Here is a 21052-nt window from a genome sequence, read left to right as displayed (position 1 = left end):
TAATTTTTTTTTAGAATCCAACATTTAAACCTACCATAAACGAACGGGCTTGCGGATAAATCCCCCGATCTACACCCAATACAGTTCCTCCGATTTCAGGATCGTAACCTGTATATTTTGTAATGGTCCAAAGGTTTTCACTCATAAGATATACCCGGACTTTTTGTGCTCCAATTTTTTTAGTAACATTAGCTGGAAAATTATAACCTACCTGAAGGGTTTTTAAACGGAAGTAATCTCCTTTTTCTAGATAATTTTTAGAGAACTTGGTATAGTTTCCGTTAAGATCCTTATCGGCAACACGGGGAACAGTAGTGGATGGGTTTGTAGGTGTCCACCTGTCAAGAACTGAATTTTGCCAGTTTCCGTAGGTTACATCTAAACGTCTTAATCCCTGGAAGATCATATTTCCGCCTACACCGTTTCCGAAGGCAACAAAATCAAAGTTTTTATAAGCCAGATTAATGGTAATACCGTATGTATATTTTGGAAGCGGACTACCTAAATAAGTACGGTCGCTACCATTAATAGATTCATTTCCATCTAGGTTGGCAAACTTAATATCTCCTGGTTTTGCAGTAGGTTGCAGCACTGTACCACCCGGCCCTCTGTAAGCATTAACTTCTGCTTGTGTTTGGAAAATACCAGCCACTTCGTAGCCATAAAACTCGTTGAAAGAACGTCCAATTCCGGTACGGGTAAAGTTACCCATGCCTTGAAAACTCTGTGCGTTATCTTCAATAAACTCTCTTCCTGGCAATAGCTTGGTTACCTTATTTTTTAAGGTAGAAAGATTAGCGTTAATACCTAAATTAAGTTCTCCGATTTTTTTTCTGTAGCCTATTTCGAATTCGATACCGGTGTTCTGCATATCCCCAACATTTTCTGCGGCACCACCAGCTGCACCTAAATAAAGTGGAATAGAGGGTGTTTGCAATACGCCAATAGTTTTCTTTTTAAAGTAAGAAGCACTAAGTGTAAAATCATTAAACAGCGTAGCATCTAAACCAATATCTGTTTGTCGGGTTTCTTCCCATTTCAAATCAGGATTTGATAAGGCAGCCGGACTCCATCCAATAATACTTGCATCTGTAGTACCAAAAGTATAATTACGTCCGCTATTCACCAATGACACGTAACTGAAATCGCCAATTGCATCGTTTCCTGTAATTCCGTAGCTACCGCGTAATTTTAAGAAATTAACGATGTTGTTTTCTTTCCAGAAACCTTCTTTTGTGGGCACCCAGCCTATTGAGGCTGATGGGAAGTAACCAAATCGGTTGTTGGTACCAAAGCGTGAAGAACCATCACGACGAATAATCCCCGTAAATAGATATTTTTCATCATAATCATAAGTTACGCGGGTAAATAAAGAGTTAACAACATGCAACGTAGCATCACTACCATCACCCTGAATATCGGCAGTGGCCGGTTTATAATTTAAATTACTCTGATAAAAGTCCTGTGCAATTATATTGTTAAACCTTACGTTTAAGCCTCGGTTATTGTTGTCCATATAATAACCTTGACCAAGAATAGCGTATGCATGATGTTTACCATAACTTTTTGAATAGCTAATGGTGTTTTCCCAATTATAATTAATTGTCATATTCATCTCGCGATAGAAATTCGCCTTAGTATTTGTGTTTGAAGGACTTAACCAGAATAACGGGGTATAAGACTCCGAACCATAAAAAGCAAGTTTTGTTCCTAGTGATGATCTGAATTTTAAATTTTCAATTGGCTCAATTTCTAAGAAAGCATTACCAACAATATTGTGATCCCAACCATAGTTACCCAATCTGGTTTGAATATAAGCCAGCGGGTTACTCATTTCCTGACCAACAGGGCCTGAAATACCATAAGGAAATCCTGTTGCAGGATCTTTTATAATATTTGCAATGGTATAAGGAGATTTGCCTATAGCCGTTGGGTCGGTCTGAATAACTGGGGTTATTGGATCTAAATGGATTGCTGAACTTAAAGGGCCACCGAACTCGCTATTTGTATTACCTAAAGAACTGTTAACCGAATGGCTATAGCCTAAATTCTCACCAAAGCTTATCCACTTGGCAGGTTTAAAGGTAGAATTGATACGAATGTTAGCGCGATTAAAATTAGAAATTGGTGTGGCTACAATCCCTTCTTGATCTAGATAACCAAAAGAAGTATAAAAGGTAGATTTATTAGTTCCGCCTGAAACACTAAACTCATGGGTCTGTCTGCGGGCATCGTCATTAAAAACAACCGATTGCCAATCAGTACCTTCTCCATAAGATGACGGATTTGAATACGGAAGTGTAAAAGTTCCATCGGTTGCTGCATTAAAGCTATTTGAATATGCTTCATTCCTAATCATCGCATATTCACTTGCGTTTAACAGTTTTAGCTTTTTAGCCGGTGCTTGCGTACCGTAAAATCCATTGTAATTTATAGATAACCTTCCCTCTTTACCCTTCTTAGTTGAGATAATAATTACTCCATTTGCAGCTCTGGCACCATAAATTGCTTGCGAAGCTGCATCTTTTAAAACCTCAATAGATTCGATGTCTGATTGATTTAAATAACCAATACCACCATTATCTACAATTACACCATCAACAACCCAAAGCGGATCATTATTCCCTGAAGATGCAAAAGAGGTAAAGCCCCTTACTCTCACTGTTGATGCAGATCCTGGCTGACCATTACCACTGGCAATAGTTAAACCAGATGTTCTTCCCTGTAAGGCCTGCTCTACTCTGTTAATAGGCATCGATTCCAGGTCTTTTGCCTTTACGCTGGAGATTGATCCCGTTACAAGCGCTTTTTTCTGTGTACCGTAACCCACAACCACAACTTCTGTTAAATCTTTCGAATCGGCAGTAAGCGATACATTAATACGGCCGTCTGCCGGAACAGTTACGGTTTGTGCTGCCATACCAATTAAACTGATGGTTAATTTGCCTCCAACGGGTGCCTGAATGCTAAAAACACCATTGGCATCAGTAGATGCGGCTCTGGTAGTTCCATCAAGCTTAACTGTTACCCCAGGTAAAGGGCTACCATTTTGTTCTGTTACTTTTCCTGTAACCGGAATGTCTTGTGCCAATAAGGCCAGCGGAAATGCCATGATACAGTAAATGAAGAATACGAATGTAAATCTTCCTCTCATAGAAATTAGTTTTAAGTTAATATTTGGTTAGTTAATGACCGGGACTCTTGGTGGCCCGTTTCATAAATCAAATCTATAGCCATGCAATGCAATAGAACAATTTGGCGCTACTACACAAACCATACAGAAGCCCTCAATTAATCAAAAAAAGAGATTTTTAGGCCTACATAAGCCCTACAAGTAAAACACAAGTAAACTGTATATCAACTACTTAAGTTGTTTTAACTTAAAATGTTTATAATTGTAACAAAAACATCGGTTTAAGGTGTTTTTTGACGGGCAATGCCGATCAGGAACTCATATAAATTGGTCTCCGGCTTGAGCTGAAGCTTCTTTCTTAAGCGATATCGGCCCACTTCGACGGCTTTAATGGTTACATTCATCAACTGTGCCATTTCTTTTGACGAAAGATTCATCGATAAATAGGCGCAGAATTTTAAATCGTTCTGGCTTAAATCGGGATAAAGGTCTTTGAGTTTATTAAAAAATTCGGTGTTTACATGATTAAAGTGCACGCTCAAATGATCCAGTTCCTGATCCTTCTTTTCCACATCCCTGATCAGCCTGATGAGGTGCCTGAAACTTGGTGAGCTCTCATTAATATCGTGGTTTTTAATTACGGTCGATATTACTTCTTTAATCTTGGCCAATACTTTACCCCGCTGCACTAAATGCATAGTCATGGTAGAAAGCTCTTTGTTCTTATAATTTACATCGGCCTCAAGCTTTTCGTTCTGCAGCCTAACAATTTCCTTTTCATTCCGGTCTAGCTCCAGCTGATGCAGGTAACTCATCCGCTCCTGCTCTTTTAAATGTTTTCGCTTTTGCCACCTAATAATCAACCTGATTAACAACACAATCAAGATCAGGTAAAAAACCCTCATCCATATGGTATTGTACCAGGCAGGCAGCACGACAAAAGTATAACCCACCACTTCCGATTCGTTACCTACGCCCGTTCTAGCTTTAATATTGAAAGTATGTTTCCCTGCAGGTAAATTGGTATAATCCTTTTCGCTTTTAGTAGTCCATGCCGACCAATCCTTATCGAAACCAACCAATTGATAGCTGAATTTAATATTTTTATCATGCTCGAACAGTGTAGACGAATATTCGAAATGCATTGAATTTAAGTTATTGGTATATTCTGGTATTTCTTGCTGATCCTGTTTGGCAGAAATTATGCCCTTGGTTACAAAATAGCCACCAAAAACCAAACTATCTTTTTTACCAAGCAGTTTAATCTGCCCCAATGCTACAATTGGCTTGGTTATGTTTTCGATGTATTTTTCATAGTTAATATGATAGGCTCCTTTATTGGCCCCAATAAATATATTCTTACTATCTAAAGGGTAAATAGATTCGAAGCCACCCACTATTTTCCCATCTAATTCGGGCAGATAAAAAATACTAAAAGGGTTCGAGCCCGATGGTCGGTTAAAATCAATTACACCTACCTTTTTATTGCTTACAAACCAGATGTTCCCGTCGTTATCCTCCTTCATATACTGCACCGAAATCCCTTTTATGGCATTGGCCAATAGTTTTAGGCGGACAAATTTTTTCTTTGTATTATCGTATTCATAAACGCCGTTTATAGTTGCAATTACCACCCTATTTTTAATATGGTACACATAATTGTACAGTTTAGAAGGTAATCCATCACGGTCGGTGTACATGGTGGTACGCAACACACGTTTATGATCGGGCTGTAATTCTATTTTATACACCCCATGGTAAGGGTGCGATGCCCAAATGTGGTCGGGATTATTATTGTCTGCTACAATAAACCGCAGCGGCTCATTTATCCCGTCAATTCTTCCGCCATTGCTAAAAAGCCCATCCTTATAAATCAAGCGCTGTAAACCCCAGTAGGTACCGGCAATAACCTCGCTGCTTGGATAAACCCGGTCTAAAGTTTGGTACAACCAGGTACCGGGCAAATTGTAAAGCGACTTAGCTACATTATGCTGCACCAAAAGTGTTCCCTCCTCGTGTGCCAACAACAGTTGGTTATTAATTTCATCAAGCCCCCAAACCTGTCCTTTGGTATTTTTCACCTCTTCAAAATTCGCGGTGGCATAACTTAAATCTTTGGCAGCGGGATTAACTTTTGTTTTATATAAGCCGTTCGATGTACCAATATAAACCGATTGGTCAAATTTTCTGAAGGCATAACTGGTAATCTGTTTATTGCGGTCGGGGAAGATGCTTTTAATGGCACTATTTATGGCCACATAAGCAATCCCATCATCTAAAGCCAGCCACATATTCTTATCCCTATCCTGCAGAATTCCCCTTACGTTGTTGTTCTGCAAACCTTCCCTGTAATTGTATTTCTGAATCAGTTCTCCACCTTTATTCATAATGTATACCCCACCAGAAGTAGTACCCACTGCATATAGATTTTGATTGATCTGATCGGCAAAATAAATCCGGTCGTTAAAAAACACATGGTCGAGATTGGTTTTTAGCGGTTTAAGCTGATGGTTAATCAGCAGAAAAAAACCGCCTTTTAAGGTAGAAACCATTAAAGTATCGCCATTATAAGGTAAAACAGCCGTAATAGACGATTTTTTAAAAATTGGATCAGCACAAAAAGGCTTCCACATTTCCTGCTCATAAACCATTAATACCGATTCTTCCGATTGCGCAAACACTTTATTATTGGCTATACCCATAAAAAGCCAGGCGGTACTGGGCTTATAGTTTTTGATCACACCATCCTTATAATGTAGAATGGCGTTGTTCGATCTAAAAAAAACTTCATCGTGAATAATCGAAATGTCCCATATATCAGCCAGTTTGCGAAGGTTTTCGGGCAGCAGACCTAAAAGCGAAGTGTATTTTAAAATCCCTTTTTCATTGGGGTAATAAAAACCAAATTCATCCTGACCGCCTACATAAATCCGGTTTTTAGAATCGATCCCGATCGAGCGTACAGAAGTATAATTAGGTAACCGAAACAGGTTCCAATAGCGCCCGTTAAAGGTAAGTAGCCCCTCATTGTTCCCAAAATAAAGAATTCCGTTTTTATCCTGCTTCACATCCCAGTTCTGCATTCCCGCATTATACTGCTCGTTATTGTAATTTACAATCTGTGGAATACCCAAAAGGTCCTGAGCATGTACATGGTAACCGAAAAAAAATATGATAACAACTAGAAGTTTATTCATCTGGTTAAGGGAGGGTGATTTGAACGCAATAATAAATATATAATTTTAATTCCGATTAACCTTGCGTACAACTATCCGCCAATATTAAACCAGGCTGCTATTATTTTCTGAGGTGATCAGGTGGTAAGAAAATAATGATGCTTATTTTTTTGGAGCGCAATACCTGTGGTTCTTGGGTTGGGTTCGGTCCCGCTTTCACTCCAAGTCCTCGCTGCGCTGTGGGCTTTCCATTCATCCGATAGCTATCGGATCGGGGCTAGTTTATTGGAGACCGTGCAATAAAATTAAAAGTATAAAACCAAATGCTTAGGTGCGAAGGTGGTAAGAAAAATAAAGGATGCTTATTTTTTGGAGCGGCTTACCTTTGGTGCTTCGGTGTGTTCCGGTCCCGCTTTCACTCCAAGTCCTCACTCGTACCTCGTTCCGGGCTTACCGTTCATCCGATAGCTATCGGATCGGGGCTAGTTTATTGGAGGCCGGTGCAATAAATTAAAAGTATAAAACCAATGCTTAGGTGATACCATTGCATTAAGATTCCTGCCTGCGCAGGAATGACGAATTGAGAGCAAAATTACTTTAATAAATGCCGCTCAATTGCTTTTCGCCAGATGGCATAACCTGCAGCATTCATGTGCAACATATCGCCCACAAAAAGTTCTGGTCTAAGCTGCCCGTCCTTGGTTAACATCAACGGATATACATTAACAAATTTCGTGTTGGCTTCTCCGGCTAAAAATTTCTCAATCAATGCATTAGATGCTATTGCCTTTTCTTTAAATTTATCCCTGCTTGGGCTCGGTTTAATCGAGATGTAAACAATTGGCACCGTTGGCAACTTTGCTCTGATGGCCTGATATAAAAGGATTGTTCTATTCAAAACGGTATCAGGTGTTACCGCATCGTTTACCAGATCATTTTCGCCAACATACAATACAATTTGTTTAGGTTGGTAAGGAAAAACAACATCATTTAAATAATAGGTAATATCGTTAATTACAGCACCACCAATTCCGCGGTTTAACGCGTTATATTTGGCAAAAATCTGTGTACAATCGTCCCATTTCCTGATGGATGAACTTCCTACAAACAAAACCGGGTGAACGGGTGGTTTATACAACTGATCGTACTTTTTAATGGTTTGCACATCATCCCAAAAATTAGGTTTGTTTTGGGCAAATGCACTTACAGTTAAAAAAGATATCAAAAGGAAGCTTAAAAATGATTTTTTCATGCGCATAAGGATGTTTAAAGGCTCACAATATACCAATATCCTATTTTCTACAATCAATTCAATCAAATTTATTACTGTGTGCGTATGTAAAAGAATAGATTGAATTTTTTCTGGGGAGTAGTGCCTGATTCGCCTGCATTGAATAATGCAGGCAAACAGGTCTTGCTATCATCAACTAACCAAATATAATGATGAACAAATATAGGTCTTTATTTAGAACTATTCTAAATAATTAACAATTTTTAACTAAAAAAGTAGTAAGACATTAATAATCAACATATAATTTTAAAGAAGGTTACTTAGCGAAAATGATAAAAACTATAAATCGGGTTTCATCACGCTGAGCCTCTTGAAGACTATTAACGAACAATCTGCAATGATTAGTACAATACTATACCTATCTTTTTTTTTTGCAGAAACAAACCAATCAAAGTAACACAGATAAGGGTGCAGCGCACACGACTCCGCCCATCACTCTGTTATCCTGAGGGATAATTTATTGCATAAAAATCAATATAAATGACTTTTTTTTTGCTAATCGTAGGCTGCGAGAGATCGTCATTCCCAACTCGATTGGGAACCACGGAGTGCTCATGAATGCCTCTGAAAAAAGGAAAACATATGAATAATCGTAATGCCTTGGTAGGGTTTGTAGGTTGCATTAAGATTCCCGCATGCGCGGGAATGACGACCGCACTATTGGAGTCTGTCAATGATAGTGCAACGAAGGATCTTTTACGATAGCTTACAATCAAAAGTTGATGATTGGCAGGGTCATCGACTCCGCTCAGACGGACAAGTTTTTGAATTAAATAAATCCTGGGATCCTGCGAACGTAAATGTCTTTATGTTCCTTATATGAATATGATAATAAAACCATGCTTTGTCAGTCTGTGCCTGTCGAAGACGAGTAGCGATAACACAGCATCCTTTCTGAACCATTTAAGAAATATAAGTTTCATATAAGCTCAAACAGTTAATGTATCGCTAGAAAATTGATAACCCTGATTTTCTGCGCAAATTATCTTAAATCAGCGGGAACAAATAAGGGTTTCCCGCTGATACCGCGAATTCCAGTGCGTTCGTCATCCCGAGAGATAATTTATTGTATAAAAGTCAATATAAATGACATTTTTTTTGCTAATCGTAGGCTGCGAGAGATCGTCATTCCCAACTCGATTGGGAATCGTAATGCCTTGGTAGGGTTTGTAGGTTGCATTAAGATTCCCGCATGCGCGGGAATGACGACCATTCTATTGAAGTCTGTCATTGATAGCGGAGTCGAAGGATCTTTTATGATAGATACACTGCAAAAGTTGACGATTGGCAGGGTCTTCGACTCCGCTCAGACGGACAAACAACCGAAATTTAGCCCCTAAAACCAGTACTAAATCTCCTGAAATCGAACGATAACACCGCAATATGTGCCAGTTTCTGTTTGGTAGAATGGTCATCATGATCAACATCTATTGCGTCAACATGAGGCACAGCATTACTTTTTAATACCACTTCATTACTGAGGTTACTTACAATCTGGCTAACCAATAACGGGTCGGCCTGTTCAGGTTTATGGTTAAGTGAAAGGTATATAGAAGTAATAATCGCATTGATCTGGTAAATGGTCGATTGTACGCCATACAAACCATTAAAATCGATGTGTTTACGCATCGGCTCCTGGCTTGCCGACTCAATCGCTTCGCTTAATGCTGATAAACTCAGGTTGGCATTTTTCCTGGCCATCCGCGAAATATTCTCCCCCAGGTTTTCCTTCCTTTCTATCGCTACCTGCAAATAATGTAAGCTATCTTTTGTTGCTTTGCTTATTTTCTCTTTCAACTGGCGACTGTCCCATATGGGGAAAAGATAGGTGGCAAAAATGGCAACTACACAGCCCAGCACGGTGAAGATAATCCGGTCGTGTACAATATGATCGAAATGGCCCTGATAACTGCCCAATGTTAAAATTACCGCAGGGGTAATAAACAATACGCTTACGGTATAATTTAAACGGTTAAAGGCATAAAAACCCAGCAGAAAAAGAACTGAAAAAGATAGCAGCACTGCCGGACTCTTCACAAAATAGATCAAAATCAGTCCGATTACAACCCCACCGAGGCTTCCTTTTAACCGCTGTAAGTTCCGCTTCCAGGTAATCGAGAACTTCGGCCGCGCCACAATTACCAGGGTGAGAAAAAGCCAGTAACTGTATTTACTCGGTTCTAATTGCCAGATCAGCAAAAAACCAAACAGGAAACAGATGGCCAGCCGCAGCGAAAACCTGAAAATGGGCGATTTTAAGGTCAGGTGCTCCTTAATCGAAAATCGATCGCCGGTAATAAACAAAGGATATGAAATCGATCCGCTCGGTTCCTGTAAGTGTTTCTCTGGTGTGCGTTCATTGCCCCTGATCATTTCGATAATGCGCACAATATCGTTCATGTTCGAAACTACTTTGAGCACAATTTTACGCTGGGTCTCGTTTAAACGCTCCATCTCCTGCAACAACATCACGCGTTTCTGGTAATATTCGATATTGGTGGCCACCTCACCTTTATAAGCCTTGGCGGACCGGACGTGCCTACCCAGTTGTTCAAGCTCTTTGGCCAGTAATTCAATCAAGGTGGCAATCAGTTTTAAACTCGGGCCCGTTGCCAAAGTTTTGCGCACCAAAGCATAATCGTAATGCACGGCATTCAACTGTTCATATAAATCGATCAATAGCCTCGCCCGCTCCAACAACAGTTGACCTTTGGGGTTATCGGGGTTCATGGCGTATTTATCAGTAAGCAACAGATTGCGGATCAGCTCATGTTTCTGGTTAACCTTAATGTGCAGTTTTATAGCTTCTTTTTGTTGCAGATCGAGCGGAACATCCACATCGTAATTTTTGGCCTTGGCATTTAAAAACACCGCACTGCTCATCAAACACTCGAAAATGGCATGGTGAAGCGAGCGATAAGGCCGAATTAAAATCTGGATTAAACTGATCACGTAATACCAAACGCCACCAATCAAAATATAGCTACTAAAATACAGCGGTCTTTCTGGATGAAGCCCCATCACAAAGGTACACACAATCAGCGCCATGGTACCAATCAGCGATAGTTTCTGCCCATATACGGCAAACATCGAAAAGCTGAAAGCAGCAATAACTACTACAACCGCAGTTAAATAAACATGATCTAAAACCGACGAAACCACCAGTGTAGTAGCAAAAAAAACAATAATGCTCCACAGCGCTGTTTTCAGTTTGTTCAGGCGGTTATCGGGTAAGTCAGTCAGACTGATCAGCAACGCCCCGACCCCTATTCCTTTTGCTGCCTCGGGGTTGCCCAGGTAAAAGAATAAAATAATGGGCAATACCACAGTTATAGTGGTGCGCAGGGCATCAGAAAAGTATTCACCTAAAAAGAAATACGAAATGGTAGAGCCGATGCTGTTTTTGCCCATGAATATGTTAATGAATGCTAATAATTGATAAAAGCTGCAAAGATAACAGTTTTATAATGCATGCATAGCAAATGGCTACGCAAAACCAGATACCGATCTGTTCTTTGGACTTTAGAAGCGTAATTGCGTGTTCATAACTTATCTTATGTATTACTCCGTAGTGACGCTGCGCTGAACACTACGGAGAGGAAGGATTTGAGGAACATAAATTGTGCTGTGTTCTTATTATTTCCAAGCCTGACTGAATACAGCACTTATTGGAGCGATCATGGGAGCAGCCCCGAATTTTTCAGCAAGTTCTTTTTCCACCTTAACTTTTATCTCGTCTATACTGGCAGGATTATGTTTTTTGATCTCCTCATAAACAGGCCCCCACTCTACCAGACCGCATGCAGCTTCTTTTGCGGTTGGACTTACGGAAAAAAGTTTTATTTTTTCAATTGATATTTTTGCAAAGCCGGCATCCTTTAGTAATGGTGTTATAAGCGCTTCATTATTCATCGAAGTTGCAAGATTATGCGATTCGGGCAAGGGCTCTTCTAAATATTCCGTTGCAATAGACCTGGCAGAATAAGATGCCGCATTATTCTCCAGCTTATCCCAGGTTGTAAATAAAAACAGACCACCCGGTTTTAAAACCCGATAGGCCTCTGCAAATGCTTTCGGTTTATCAGGAACAAACATATACCCGAAGCAACAAATAACCAAATCTATACTATTATCGCTAAAAGGAAGTTGCTGGGCATCAATATTTCGCCAGTCGATATCAAGGTGGCCCAGTGTCTTTTTGGCTACGGCCAACATCTCCTCGCTAATATCTGAAGCGATTAGCTTTGCTGAGTATGGAATATGCTCCCGAATATGGCGGGTAACACGACCTGTCCCTGCCGCAATTTCGAGCACTACAGAAACTGGAATGGAATGAATTCGTTTTGCAACTTCTATAGCGTAGGGTTCAAAAAATAATGGGCCGAAAAACTGCTCGTAACGAGTAGCAGTATCTCCCGGCAGATCAGCCGAAGGATCTTTTGTCAAAATATCGTTCATAACGATTGATTTTATGTTTCGTTCAAATACAATAAGTGATTTTGTGACCCCTCAGGGGTTCGAACCCTGGACCCACAGATTAAGAGTCTGTTGCTCTACCAACTGAGCTAAGAAGTCTGGTGGATTAAATATAGGAGAAAAACAACAATAATTAGTCGCTTGTGTTAAAACATAGATCGAACCTCATTATTAAGCAATTACCCGTTCTCACACATTTTCTCAATTCGCAGAACATAAGCGTATACCTATTTATCAGTATTTACGGTTTCCAGTATTTGCTGTCGTTTTTTCTTTATACATTAGTAAACATTAAATATCTCGTAATGCTCTTTCTCAACTCGCCAAACTTAAAAATTTATATAGGTTCAAATACGAATAGGAAATATACTAATCAACCGGATTAATGGTTTTTTTCGTCTATTCGAGACAAACATCTCACTACATAATAATTGTGTGTATTTAACAGCTAATACGTCTTTTACAATCCTAAAAACAGATAATGAAAATTTACGACATCTCAATTAATAATTTTAGAGGAATTAAATCTCTACAGAATCTTAAAGTCGGTGAAATTAATTCTTTCGTAGGAAAAAATGACTCAGGAAAATCTAATATACTTAAAGCTCTCGACGCTTTCTTTAATGACAAATTCACATCAAATGATGTTTTTAAAGGCATTGTTGACAACGAACGAACTGAAATTACAATTCGTTTTGAGACGAACGAAACTATTAATTCATTAGCATTAGATGTTGATGGCAAAATTAAACTAAAGAAAGTCTTTACATTCTCAAGCGCAGGTAAATTAGTAAAAGAACTATTTTACTCTTGCTATGACATAAGTAATGAACAATATTCTAATTGTTGGGGCGTAAAAGAAGTTGATATAAACGGATATTTAAGTGCATTAAGTGTTGAACATTCACGTTCAGGACGAGGTGTAACAAATATTTCAAAGATCGAACTCATAGACGCAAACACACAAGACTTAGGCAGAGTTGAAAAGGAATATCCAGGCGATGAATATTTAAAGAATTTGAAAAAACAATATGAATTCTTTGAAATGCCAGATTACTCACTTTTTGATGCAGAACAAGATTTGAATATTGGTTCAACTGCTTTTCAAACACAATTTAAGCCAATTGCAACTCAATCTTTGCAAAATAATTCTGCATTGACAACTCAAATAGAAACGAATGTTCAGACCGATTTAGAAACAGAATTCAGCATTATAACTGAATTAATGAAAAGAAATGTTCCTAACTTAGAAAAGATAAAACCCTCGGTCGCCTGTAATTGGGGCAATCTAGTAAAGTTTGATCTATCGCTTAAATTTTCAACTGATACTTTTGAAATCCCAATATCAAATAAAGGGACAGGATTTAAAAGACTCTTAATGGTTGCATATTTTGAATATTTAGCACAAAAGGCAACAAAAAAATATCAAATATTTGGAATTGAAGAGCCTGAAACATTTCTTCACCCCGAATTGCAGAATGATTTATTAGATTCTATCATTACTTTATCTGAAAACAGCCAATTTTTCGTAACAACGCATTCGCCAGTATTTGCAGGCGCAACAAAAAATTCAAATATTGTAGTTGTAAAAAAAGAAAATGAAATATCAAACTATTTCAATTATGAGAATGAAGCTGACATTTTGGATGTCGTTATAAAAGAACTAGGAATTAGGCCGAACTATAATTTGCTAAACGAAAATTATCGAAAAGCTGTATTTGTGGAGGGTAGCGGAGATGTTAAATTCTGGGAAAGAGCATTTCAAAAAATTATCGGTGGTTTACCTGATGATATTTTATTAATTCCTTGTGGCGGTGATCAAGTGGAGTTTTTTGTGAATGCTGAGCTGTGCAGAAAAATAAATCGCAAATTTATTTTTATTCTTGATTCAGATAGAGGCGCTACCGACTATGATACAAAATTAGCGAATAAACAGTTGCTCATAGATAAAGTTCAAGAGTTAGGTGGCGGCTTTGATATTTTAAGAAAGCGTGAAATCGAGAACTACTATTCAAGAAATGCTATTCAACGCTTAATTACAAATGCAAATATATTGTCTCATGAATTTCAAATTACAGAATATTCTGATATTAAAGAAGATATTAAAACTCATATAATTCAAGCATTCAATATCAACTTTAAAGCTAAAAACAATATGAGCATTTTTGACGAAATGACCAAAGAAGAATGGCTAGCTAGTGCATATCCAGTTGATGGCTCTACAGACTTAGAAATCATTTTAGCTAAAATTCTAGCTGAATAAAACGGTATAATAAGTGTTTTGATTAGGTGTCCAGAAGTTCTTCACTTAAAGACTATTCTAAAGTCCCAAGCTTCTACCAATTGACAAAACGAGATACAAAATTTAAAACTACTACCTTAGTTAATAAAACATGAATGGATTTAGACTCTATAGTTTAGAAATAGACAACAAATTAATTAGTACGGATAAAATTACACTAATTGATAACTCTGAATCTATCAATGAAAACTATTTTTCTCTTGTCATAGGCAATAATGGAACTGGAAAGAGTAGAATTTTAAGTGAAATTGCGAGATTTTTCAATAGCTTGAACCGTAACGAAAATCAACAGTATCTCTTTAAAGATTCTCATTTTGAATTCAATAAAATTCCGTCAAAAATAATTGCAATTACAAACAGTATATCTGATAAATTTCCAGTTGACCAAAGCTTTAGACCCTCGTCACATTTAATACGCGAAATATATCATAAAGATTTTAAATACAACTACTTAGGAACTAGAAATAGTGTAAATAGTTTTTCTAATAGAGCTTTAATGAACAGAGCTCTTGAAATAGTATTTGAAAGCTATTCAGAACTTGATGTTTCAAGAAATTATAGACACATTTTTGATTATTTAGACTATGAGCCAATAATTAAATTGAGTTACAAGTTTATGAATTCATTCTTTGATACGGTACAAGATATTACTCCAAAATCATTAATAGATTATTTAGAGAAATACAATGCCAATCGCTTTTCCTATAGAAGTGAGACTTTTTCAAATATTATAAAAGCAAGAGCATCCGAAATATGTGATTTTATTATAGATAAATTACAATACGGCACCAGTGAAAATGAATTGACGATCAACTTTTCAGAAAAGAATATCGGTAGAATACGTAAAGACAATTTACTTTATAGCGAAAATGTTTACGAATACGAAATAATAAGTATTTTAAGAAAAATTGGTTTTATCAGAACATTCGAAATTCAGGTATTTAAAAAAGGAGGAATACCTTTTAATTTTCGAGAAGCTAGTTCAGGAGAAGCTAATATATTATCAACATTGTTATCACTTATTCCATTGCTAAAAAATGATAGCTTAATTTTAATTGATGAACCAGAGATAAGCTTACATCCCCAATGGCAAGTAAAATATATAGATCTAATTAATAAAATTTTGGAGAACGTCTCAGGTTGTCATATAATAATAGCCTCTCATTCACCTTTTTTAGCATCTGATTTAAAACCAAATAACTCTTCAGTAATATCTTTAAAAAACACGAAAGGTATAATATATGCAAAAAAAATTGATGAATCAACCTATGGGTGGTCTGCTGAAGATATTTTATTAAATGTGTTTGAAATGCAATCTACTCGCAACTTTAATCTCTATGAAAATGTTTCCAAAGCACTAGTTTTGTTATCAAATAATGAAAGATCAAATCAAGAACTAATTAAAATTCAAAACAAACTAAGAGAATTTTACCCTTCAATCTTGGATAAAGATCCTATGAAATCTGTTATTAAAGCAATATTTGAAGCGAATTCTAATGAGTAATAGAATCTTAATTCCGTATACTCCTACAGCAGAAGAAGCGTTAATAATTACGCAACATTTTAGCACCCATACTGACTGGACAAAAGCTGTATTTGATTCAATAAAAATGAATATCATTTCTCATTTAAGAATACAGCAATTTAATGAGTGTTGCTATTGTAAATATCAACTTGGTTTTGATATCAAGGAAGTAGATATAGAACATATTATTCCAAAGTCGGAATATGAAGTTTTTACATTTAAAACTCTGAATTTAGCACTAAGCTGCCCTGCCTGCAATACGAAGAAAAGTACTAAGCCAGTTTTGAATAGAGCAATTGTAAATTATCCTAAGAATGGAAAAAATTTCAAAATAATTCACGCTCATTATGACAACTACTCAGATCATATAGATATTATCAATGAATGTGTATTCGTTGCAAAAACATCAAAAGGAAGCGAAACAATAACTTTTTGTGAATTATTCAGATTAATTACGGTGGAGCAACGAGCTAAAGCTTACCAAAAGGCAAGTCCCACTCTTTTACACCAGCTTGTAGTGAGCTTAAAAAATGTAGATCCTCAAGATAAAAAAGAATTGATTGATATAATAAAAGATGCAATACGTTAAAAGGCCTCATCGCTGAAGGTGTGAAATCATCGTATACTATATACGCTTTCATTAAAGTATACATTAATTTCTAATAAAAATATTAAATTGAAACAATAAAATCTGGTTACAGATATCCAAGTAGACTATGAAACTAAAATTAATCGTAATCGTGATGATATTATCTTTCGTCACCACCGCTTTTGGTCAAACAGTTATAACTCTTAAGAGTGGCGAAATAATCGAAGGTAATGTCACCTCCTTAATAAATGGAATATTGAAAATTTCATTTAAAGGAAATCCCATCAACATTAAGCAATCAGAGTTAAAATCTATTGACTTTGTTAAAGAAGATCTAAAGACAATTGCGTCTAACAAAAATCTATCAAATGGAGAATTAAAAGGAGTAGTAACATACTATTTCAATAAAAACTATGGGGATAAGCCCGACGTTGGAGCAAAAATTTATGTTAGAAAGACTGATACAACCGGCCGTAAACAAAGTCCAACAGCCAAATATGAACGAGCAGCAGTATTAAAATATTTAGTTGATAATAAAGTTGACGTTGAAAAGTACAGCAGTCAATTAAAAGAGATGAATGGCGACACCAAAGCAGGCTTTGATGAGTTGAGCTCTGCTGTAATTAAAGATATGTACTCAATTGAGAGGGATGAAACTGCTAAGATTGTTACTGCTGACGGAAATGGCAGCTATTCGGTTAAGTTATCACCCGGACTTTACGAAGTTATAATAACCTCAAAGGGCAGGACAAGTTTGACGGTCGCAGAAATAAACGGTAAGATAGCCACAAAGATAATTTCAATTAAATCCGATGATGTAAAAACAATAGATTATCGCTTTGGCCTTTAGTGATATAATCTCATCGCTAGTTCACGCGTGCCGCGTGTGAAATCTTGAATTACTAAACGCATGAACAAGGTCAAACAACTTTTCAAAGATCATCAACTTGCAGTAAAGCAACTGAGCATTACCTTTAACGCTCCCTGTAGCCCAGAAGATCTTGCAGACCTTGAACAAAAGCTTAACCACCCACTTCCACCAGACCTTATTGAATTCTATACATTTTGTAATGGATTTAACACCGATGATTGGTTATTCAGGGTAATTCCAGTACATGAGGCAATTGATTATAAAAGTGAATTAGCAAACAATATTTTCCATTTTGCCGAATATATGATCTACAGCGACCAATGGTTAATCCAACTCCAGGAAGGAGGTCAATACGAAGTTATAAACGACGATCATGGCACTCAGGAAATGGCAGTACAGGCCACTTCTATTCTAAAATTTCTTGAAATATATCTCAGCGAAGGCCTCGTTAGTAAATCAGATCACAATAGCTTTTGGGACAGGTTAAATAAAAACCGCGATTAATCCATGATGTGGATGTAATGCGGCTGAAATCATCAAATAGATTGCCTGCCTGCAGCAGACAGGCTTCACGCTAGCTCACAAGCCCTGGCCTTCCGCTCACAATGACGTACAATTTCGCTTTTATAAACTCAAACTTCGCCCCTCCGACCCCAGACTAATCCAACAAAATAGATTACTTCATACATTCATTGTGTTTTCGGGCTGCAGCCTATTGTTAAATAGCCCTGATGGGAGTGGATCCCGATTTAAGCACTAGTTTTTACTTTTTTATTGTGTGCTTGCGTGTTTCACAGGTTTGTTCGGGGGGAACGGACAGCAGGACCGAAGCCAGCCTAAGGATTACTGTCTTTGCGCTCCAAAAACCTCTCTAATCCTCATCTCTTTAAGAAAGCCCGACTTCTGACCCCCGACCCCTGACTTCGGACTTTCATCGTAAAAATATACCCATTAAGCGGTATTGATTGCCGCATATACAATCGGGAGATTTGCCAATAACAAACAAACAATAAAGGCATGAAAATAAACAAACTACTACTAATGGCAATGCTTGTGCAATTGGTTACCACATCCAATTTAATTGCGCAGGTAAAAAAATCGGCGACCAAAACGGCTGTTCCGGTTAAAACCAAATATGGTGCATTGGCTATAGACCGATCTAATGGTTTTTATTATGGTTTTTCGTTCGATCAGCCAAATCGGGCAGAAGCCGAAAAAAGAGCGGTTGACGAATGCAACAAACGTGGCGGATCTTGTAGCATTGTACTCACCTATTCGGGTACAGGTTGTGCAGCCTACCGCACCATAAACGGTAATGTGGGTACTGCATTTGGCTGGGGCATAGCAAAAACCAAAGAAGAGGCCGATGCAATAGCTACGAAAGAATGTTTAAAAAGAAGCGGTGGCATACAACCTACTAACTTTGTTTGGAGCTGTAATGCAGCACAAGCGGCACAGTTAAAAGAAATATACAATGCCTCGCCAGAAATAACAGGTCCGGTAAAAATTGGCAACCAGGTATGGACAAGCACCAATTTAAACGTGAGTACATATAGAAACGGCGAGCAGATTTATTACGTGGCCAACCAAAAAGAATGGGAAAAGGTAAGCAGAGAAAAAATTCCTGCTTTTTGTTACCTTAATTTCGATAGCAGTAATGAAAAGAAATACGGAAAGCTGTACAACTTTTATGCGGTTACCGATCGTCGTGGATTAGCGCCTGCTGGTTGGCATGTGCCCAGCAGCAATGAATTCGTAACCCTTATCGCGGCTTTAGGCGGCGAAAAAGTGGCCGGTAAAAAAATGAGGGCAACCACTGGCTGGGACATAAAAGATCCTTACAAATTTGCGCATGGCAATGGCGATAATTCTTCGGGCCTTAATTTACTTCACAATGGTAGTGCAGGTGGCGATGAATACGGCGGGGGAAAATCTTTCCTTTATGGCGTATGGTTAAGTTATTGGTGGTCGAGCACTACCAAATCAAGCGGCGACAGCTTTGCCTACTACCTTGATTTTAACAAATACAGCGAACCGCGTGTAACCGATTATAGTAAAACCACAGGTGCCGCAGTAAGGTTGGTAAAAGATTAATTGCCCATATCGCAATAATGCTCATATTTCGAAACCTAAAGGCTAGAAATCGCTTAATCAACTGGGAATAACGAAAGTTCCCGGTTGATTTTGTTAAGGGGTATAACAAACCAAACACCTTAAAAGTGACATTTGACCATATAAGGCATAGAAGGAAATATAAGCTGACAGGCTTCCGTTCTCAATGACGAATCGGTCTCCAAACTCCAAACGCTCAACGCATGCTAGCGCAAGTCCAATGTCATTAAGTTAAGCACCACGGTCGTCAGTCTGAGCGTAGTCGAAGACTTCTTGAGATTGATAAGTCGCAAATAAATGTCCTTCGACTACGCTCAGGGTGACATCTTTTTGCGATTTATCCATTAACTTAATGACATTGAGCGCAAGTCTTAGCGCCACGGCCCAAGCAAAGGCCCGACTTGTGTTTTAAAAGAAGCTCTTAAATGAATCTAGCTAAATTTCGGGAAGCATAAGTCCCCGATTCACATGTCCTTTACACAAGACTGACGCCAATAGCGCCATCACTTCTTGATTTAGTTGAGCTAAAGTTTAAAAATTATTTATCTTGTTGTCACTAAATTATACGAGATCTTAAAAACATGAAATCAAAATTGACTTTGCTTTCCGCCATTCTATTAGGAACATTTTTAATTAGCTTTACCAGTACAAATGAAATTACACAATGTTATATTTCGTTTAAAACGGCAACGAACTTTACTGCTGCCAGTGCAAACAGATTGCCAGAAGGTTCAGAAAAGATAAAGATTATACCAACAGCTGTTGGACAAGTTCAAGTAACCAGAACAGATGGTTATAGAATTTTGTACAATAACAATAAGAAAGCTCCATTCGTAAACTTGAAAGTTGAACTTTCCGAACAAAAAGCATATAACCAGGACAAAAAGAATCTGATTGATAATCTGAAATTTTTAAACTCACATACAACGGGTATGGAAACTAAAGATTTGATCGAACTTGAGTTTAATGGCTATAAGGTTTACGGACTCAGCAGAGCAACAATAGAAACAGGCAGCACCTTAGGTACATTTATTATGTTTCCAGGAAACGGTGTAACGGTTTATTTCTACTTTAACAATATGAAACCGGAATATAGAAATTTTGAAAGTGTAATTGACTATAAAAAACAACGCGACCGATTTATAAACGAATACACCAAGTACTTAAAAATCTGCAAGGAAAAATAAGCATAGTAATAACATAACTTGTTCTGGCCAAATAGTAAAGTAGACTACCAACTTACTTACAACTAAAATCTTTATCTTGTATAAACTACATTAACCTGTTGGCGGAATTAATTTTTTAAAAAAAAAATAATAAAGGCATCTGATTTAGATGCCTTTATTATTTATCAACATTTTTAAATATTGCTTTTATTTTAAATAAATATTTACAACATTTGTATAAACATTGTAAATATGAATGATATTGAAGATGCTATTTCTCATGTTAACAGCAAATTAAGCAGAGAAGAATTGATTGAGCATTTTAACTATAAGTTAAGGTTTGCTGAAATAGAGGTTGAATCTTTCAGGAAAATATTGGCTTATCTAAATGAAAAGCCTACTTCTTCTATT

Annotated in this window: 12 protein-coding genes and 1 tRNA gene; 7 read left to right on the top strand and 6 right to left on the bottom strand. The window is 37.4% G+C overall.

Annotation, left to right across the window (positions count from 1 at the left end):
* Nucleotides 1-10: 10 nt before the first annotated feature.
* The 6 genes from EZ456_RS17950 to EZ456_RS17925 all read right to left on the bottom strand — a co-directional run bounded on the left by EZ456_RS17950 (nucleotide 11) and on the right by EZ456_RS17925 (nucleotide 12175).
* Nucleotides 11-3154: a SusC/RagA family TonB-linked outer membrane protein gene (locus tag EZ456_RS17950; protein ID WP_131532527.1), complete on the bottom strand. Its 3144-nt coding sequence runs from the start codon at nucleotides 3152-3154 to the stop codon at nucleotides 11-13.
* Between the two features lie 260 nt (nucleotides 3155-3414).
* Nucleotides 3415-6330 carry a ligand-binding sensor domain-containing protein gene (locus EZ456_RS17945; RefSeq protein ID WP_131532525.1) on the bottom strand — a complete coding sequence of 972 codons (2916 nt, stop codon included), beginning with the start codon at nucleotides 6328-6330 and terminating at the stop codon, nucleotides 3415-3417.
* 571 nt (nucleotides 6331-6901) lie between these two features.
* The gene (locus EZ456_RS17940; protein ID WP_131532523.1) at nucleotides 6902-7561 is read right to left on the bottom strand and encodes a GDSL-type esterase/lipase family protein; all 660 of its coding nucleotides are present in this window, start codon (nucleotides 7559-7561) and stop codon (nucleotides 6902-6904) included.
* Nucleotides 7562-8929: 1368 nt separating this feature from the next.
* Nucleotides 8930-11011 carry an FUSC family protein gene (locus tag EZ456_RS17935; protein WP_131532521.1) on the bottom strand — a complete coding sequence of 694 codons (2082 nt, stop codon included), beginning with the start codon at nucleotides 11009-11011 and terminating at the stop codon, nucleotides 8930-8932.
* Nucleotides 11012-11236: 225 nt separating this feature from the next.
* Nucleotides 11237-12058, bottom strand: coding sequence for a class I SAM-dependent methyltransferase (locus EZ456_RS17930; RefSeq protein WP_131532519.1), 822 nt, complete (start codon nucleotides 12056-12058; stop codon nucleotides 11237-11239).
* 44 nt (nucleotides 12059-12102) lie between these two features.
* Nucleotides 12103-12175: transfer RNA gene (locus EZ456_RS17925), tRNA-Lys, on the bottom strand.
* A 382-nt stretch (nucleotides 12176-12557) separates the two neighbouring features.
* Here EZ456_RS17925 and EZ456_RS17920 point away from each other — a divergent pair.
* The 7 genes from EZ456_RS17920 (at nucleotide 12558) to EZ456_RS17890 (ending at nucleotide 20662) form a co-directional block, all read left to right on the top strand.
* Nucleotides 12558-14339, top strand: coding sequence for an ATP-dependent nuclease (locus EZ456_RS17920; protein ID WP_131532517.1), 1782 nt, complete (start codon nucleotides 12558-12560; stop codon nucleotides 14337-14339).
* Nucleotides 14340-14469: 130 nt separating this feature from the next.
* The gene (locus EZ456_RS17915) at nucleotides 14470-15882 is read left to right on the top strand and encodes an ATP-binding protein (protein WP_131532516.1); all 1413 of its coding nucleotides are present in this window, start codon (nucleotides 14470-14472) and stop codon (nucleotides 15880-15882) included.
* Nucleotides 15875-16492 (top strand): HNH endonuclease, encoded by a 618-nt coding sequence (locus tag EZ456_RS17910; RefSeq protein WP_131532514.1) that lies wholly within the window; start codon nucleotides 15875-15877, stop codon nucleotides 16490-16492. Before EZ456_RS17915 ends, EZ456_RS17910 begins: the two co-directional genes overlap by 8 nt.
* Before the next feature lie 127 nt (nucleotides 16493-16619).
* Nucleotides 16620-17342 (top strand): hypothetical protein, encoded by a 723-nt coding sequence (locus EZ456_RS17905; RefSeq protein ID WP_131532512.1) that lies wholly within the window; start codon nucleotides 16620-16622, stop codon nucleotides 17340-17342.
* Between the two features lie 60 nt (nucleotides 17343-17402).
* On the top strand, nucleotides 17403-17867 hold the full coding sequence (locus EZ456_RS17900; RefSeq protein ID WP_131532510.1) for an SMI1/KNR4 family protein: 465 nt from the start codon (nucleotides 17403-17405) through the stop codon (nucleotides 17865-17867).
* Nucleotides 17868-18380: 513 nt separating this feature from the next.
* The gene (locus EZ456_RS17895) at nucleotides 18381-19457 is read left to right on the top strand and encodes an FISUMP domain-containing protein (RefSeq protein WP_131532508.1); all 1077 of its coding nucleotides are present in this window, start codon (nucleotides 18381-18383) and stop codon (nucleotides 19455-19457) included.
* Between the two features lie 599 nt (nucleotides 19458-20056).
* Nucleotides 20057-20662: a hypothetical protein gene (locus tag EZ456_RS17890; RefSeq protein ID WP_131532506.1), complete on the top strand. Its 606-nt coding sequence runs from the start codon at nucleotides 20057-20059 to the stop codon at nucleotides 20660-20662.
* Nucleotides 20663-21052 lie beyond the last annotated feature (390 nt).

The sequence above is a fragment of the Pedobacter psychrodurus genome (assembly GCF_004331735.1).
Classification (GTDB): domain Bacteria; phylum Bacteroidota; class Bacteroidia; order Sphingobacteriales; family Sphingobacteriaceae; genus Pedobacter; species Pedobacter psychrodurus.
The sequence above is the reverse complement of the archived record's forward strand: the minus strand, read 5'-3'. Positions and strand labels throughout refer to the sequence as shown.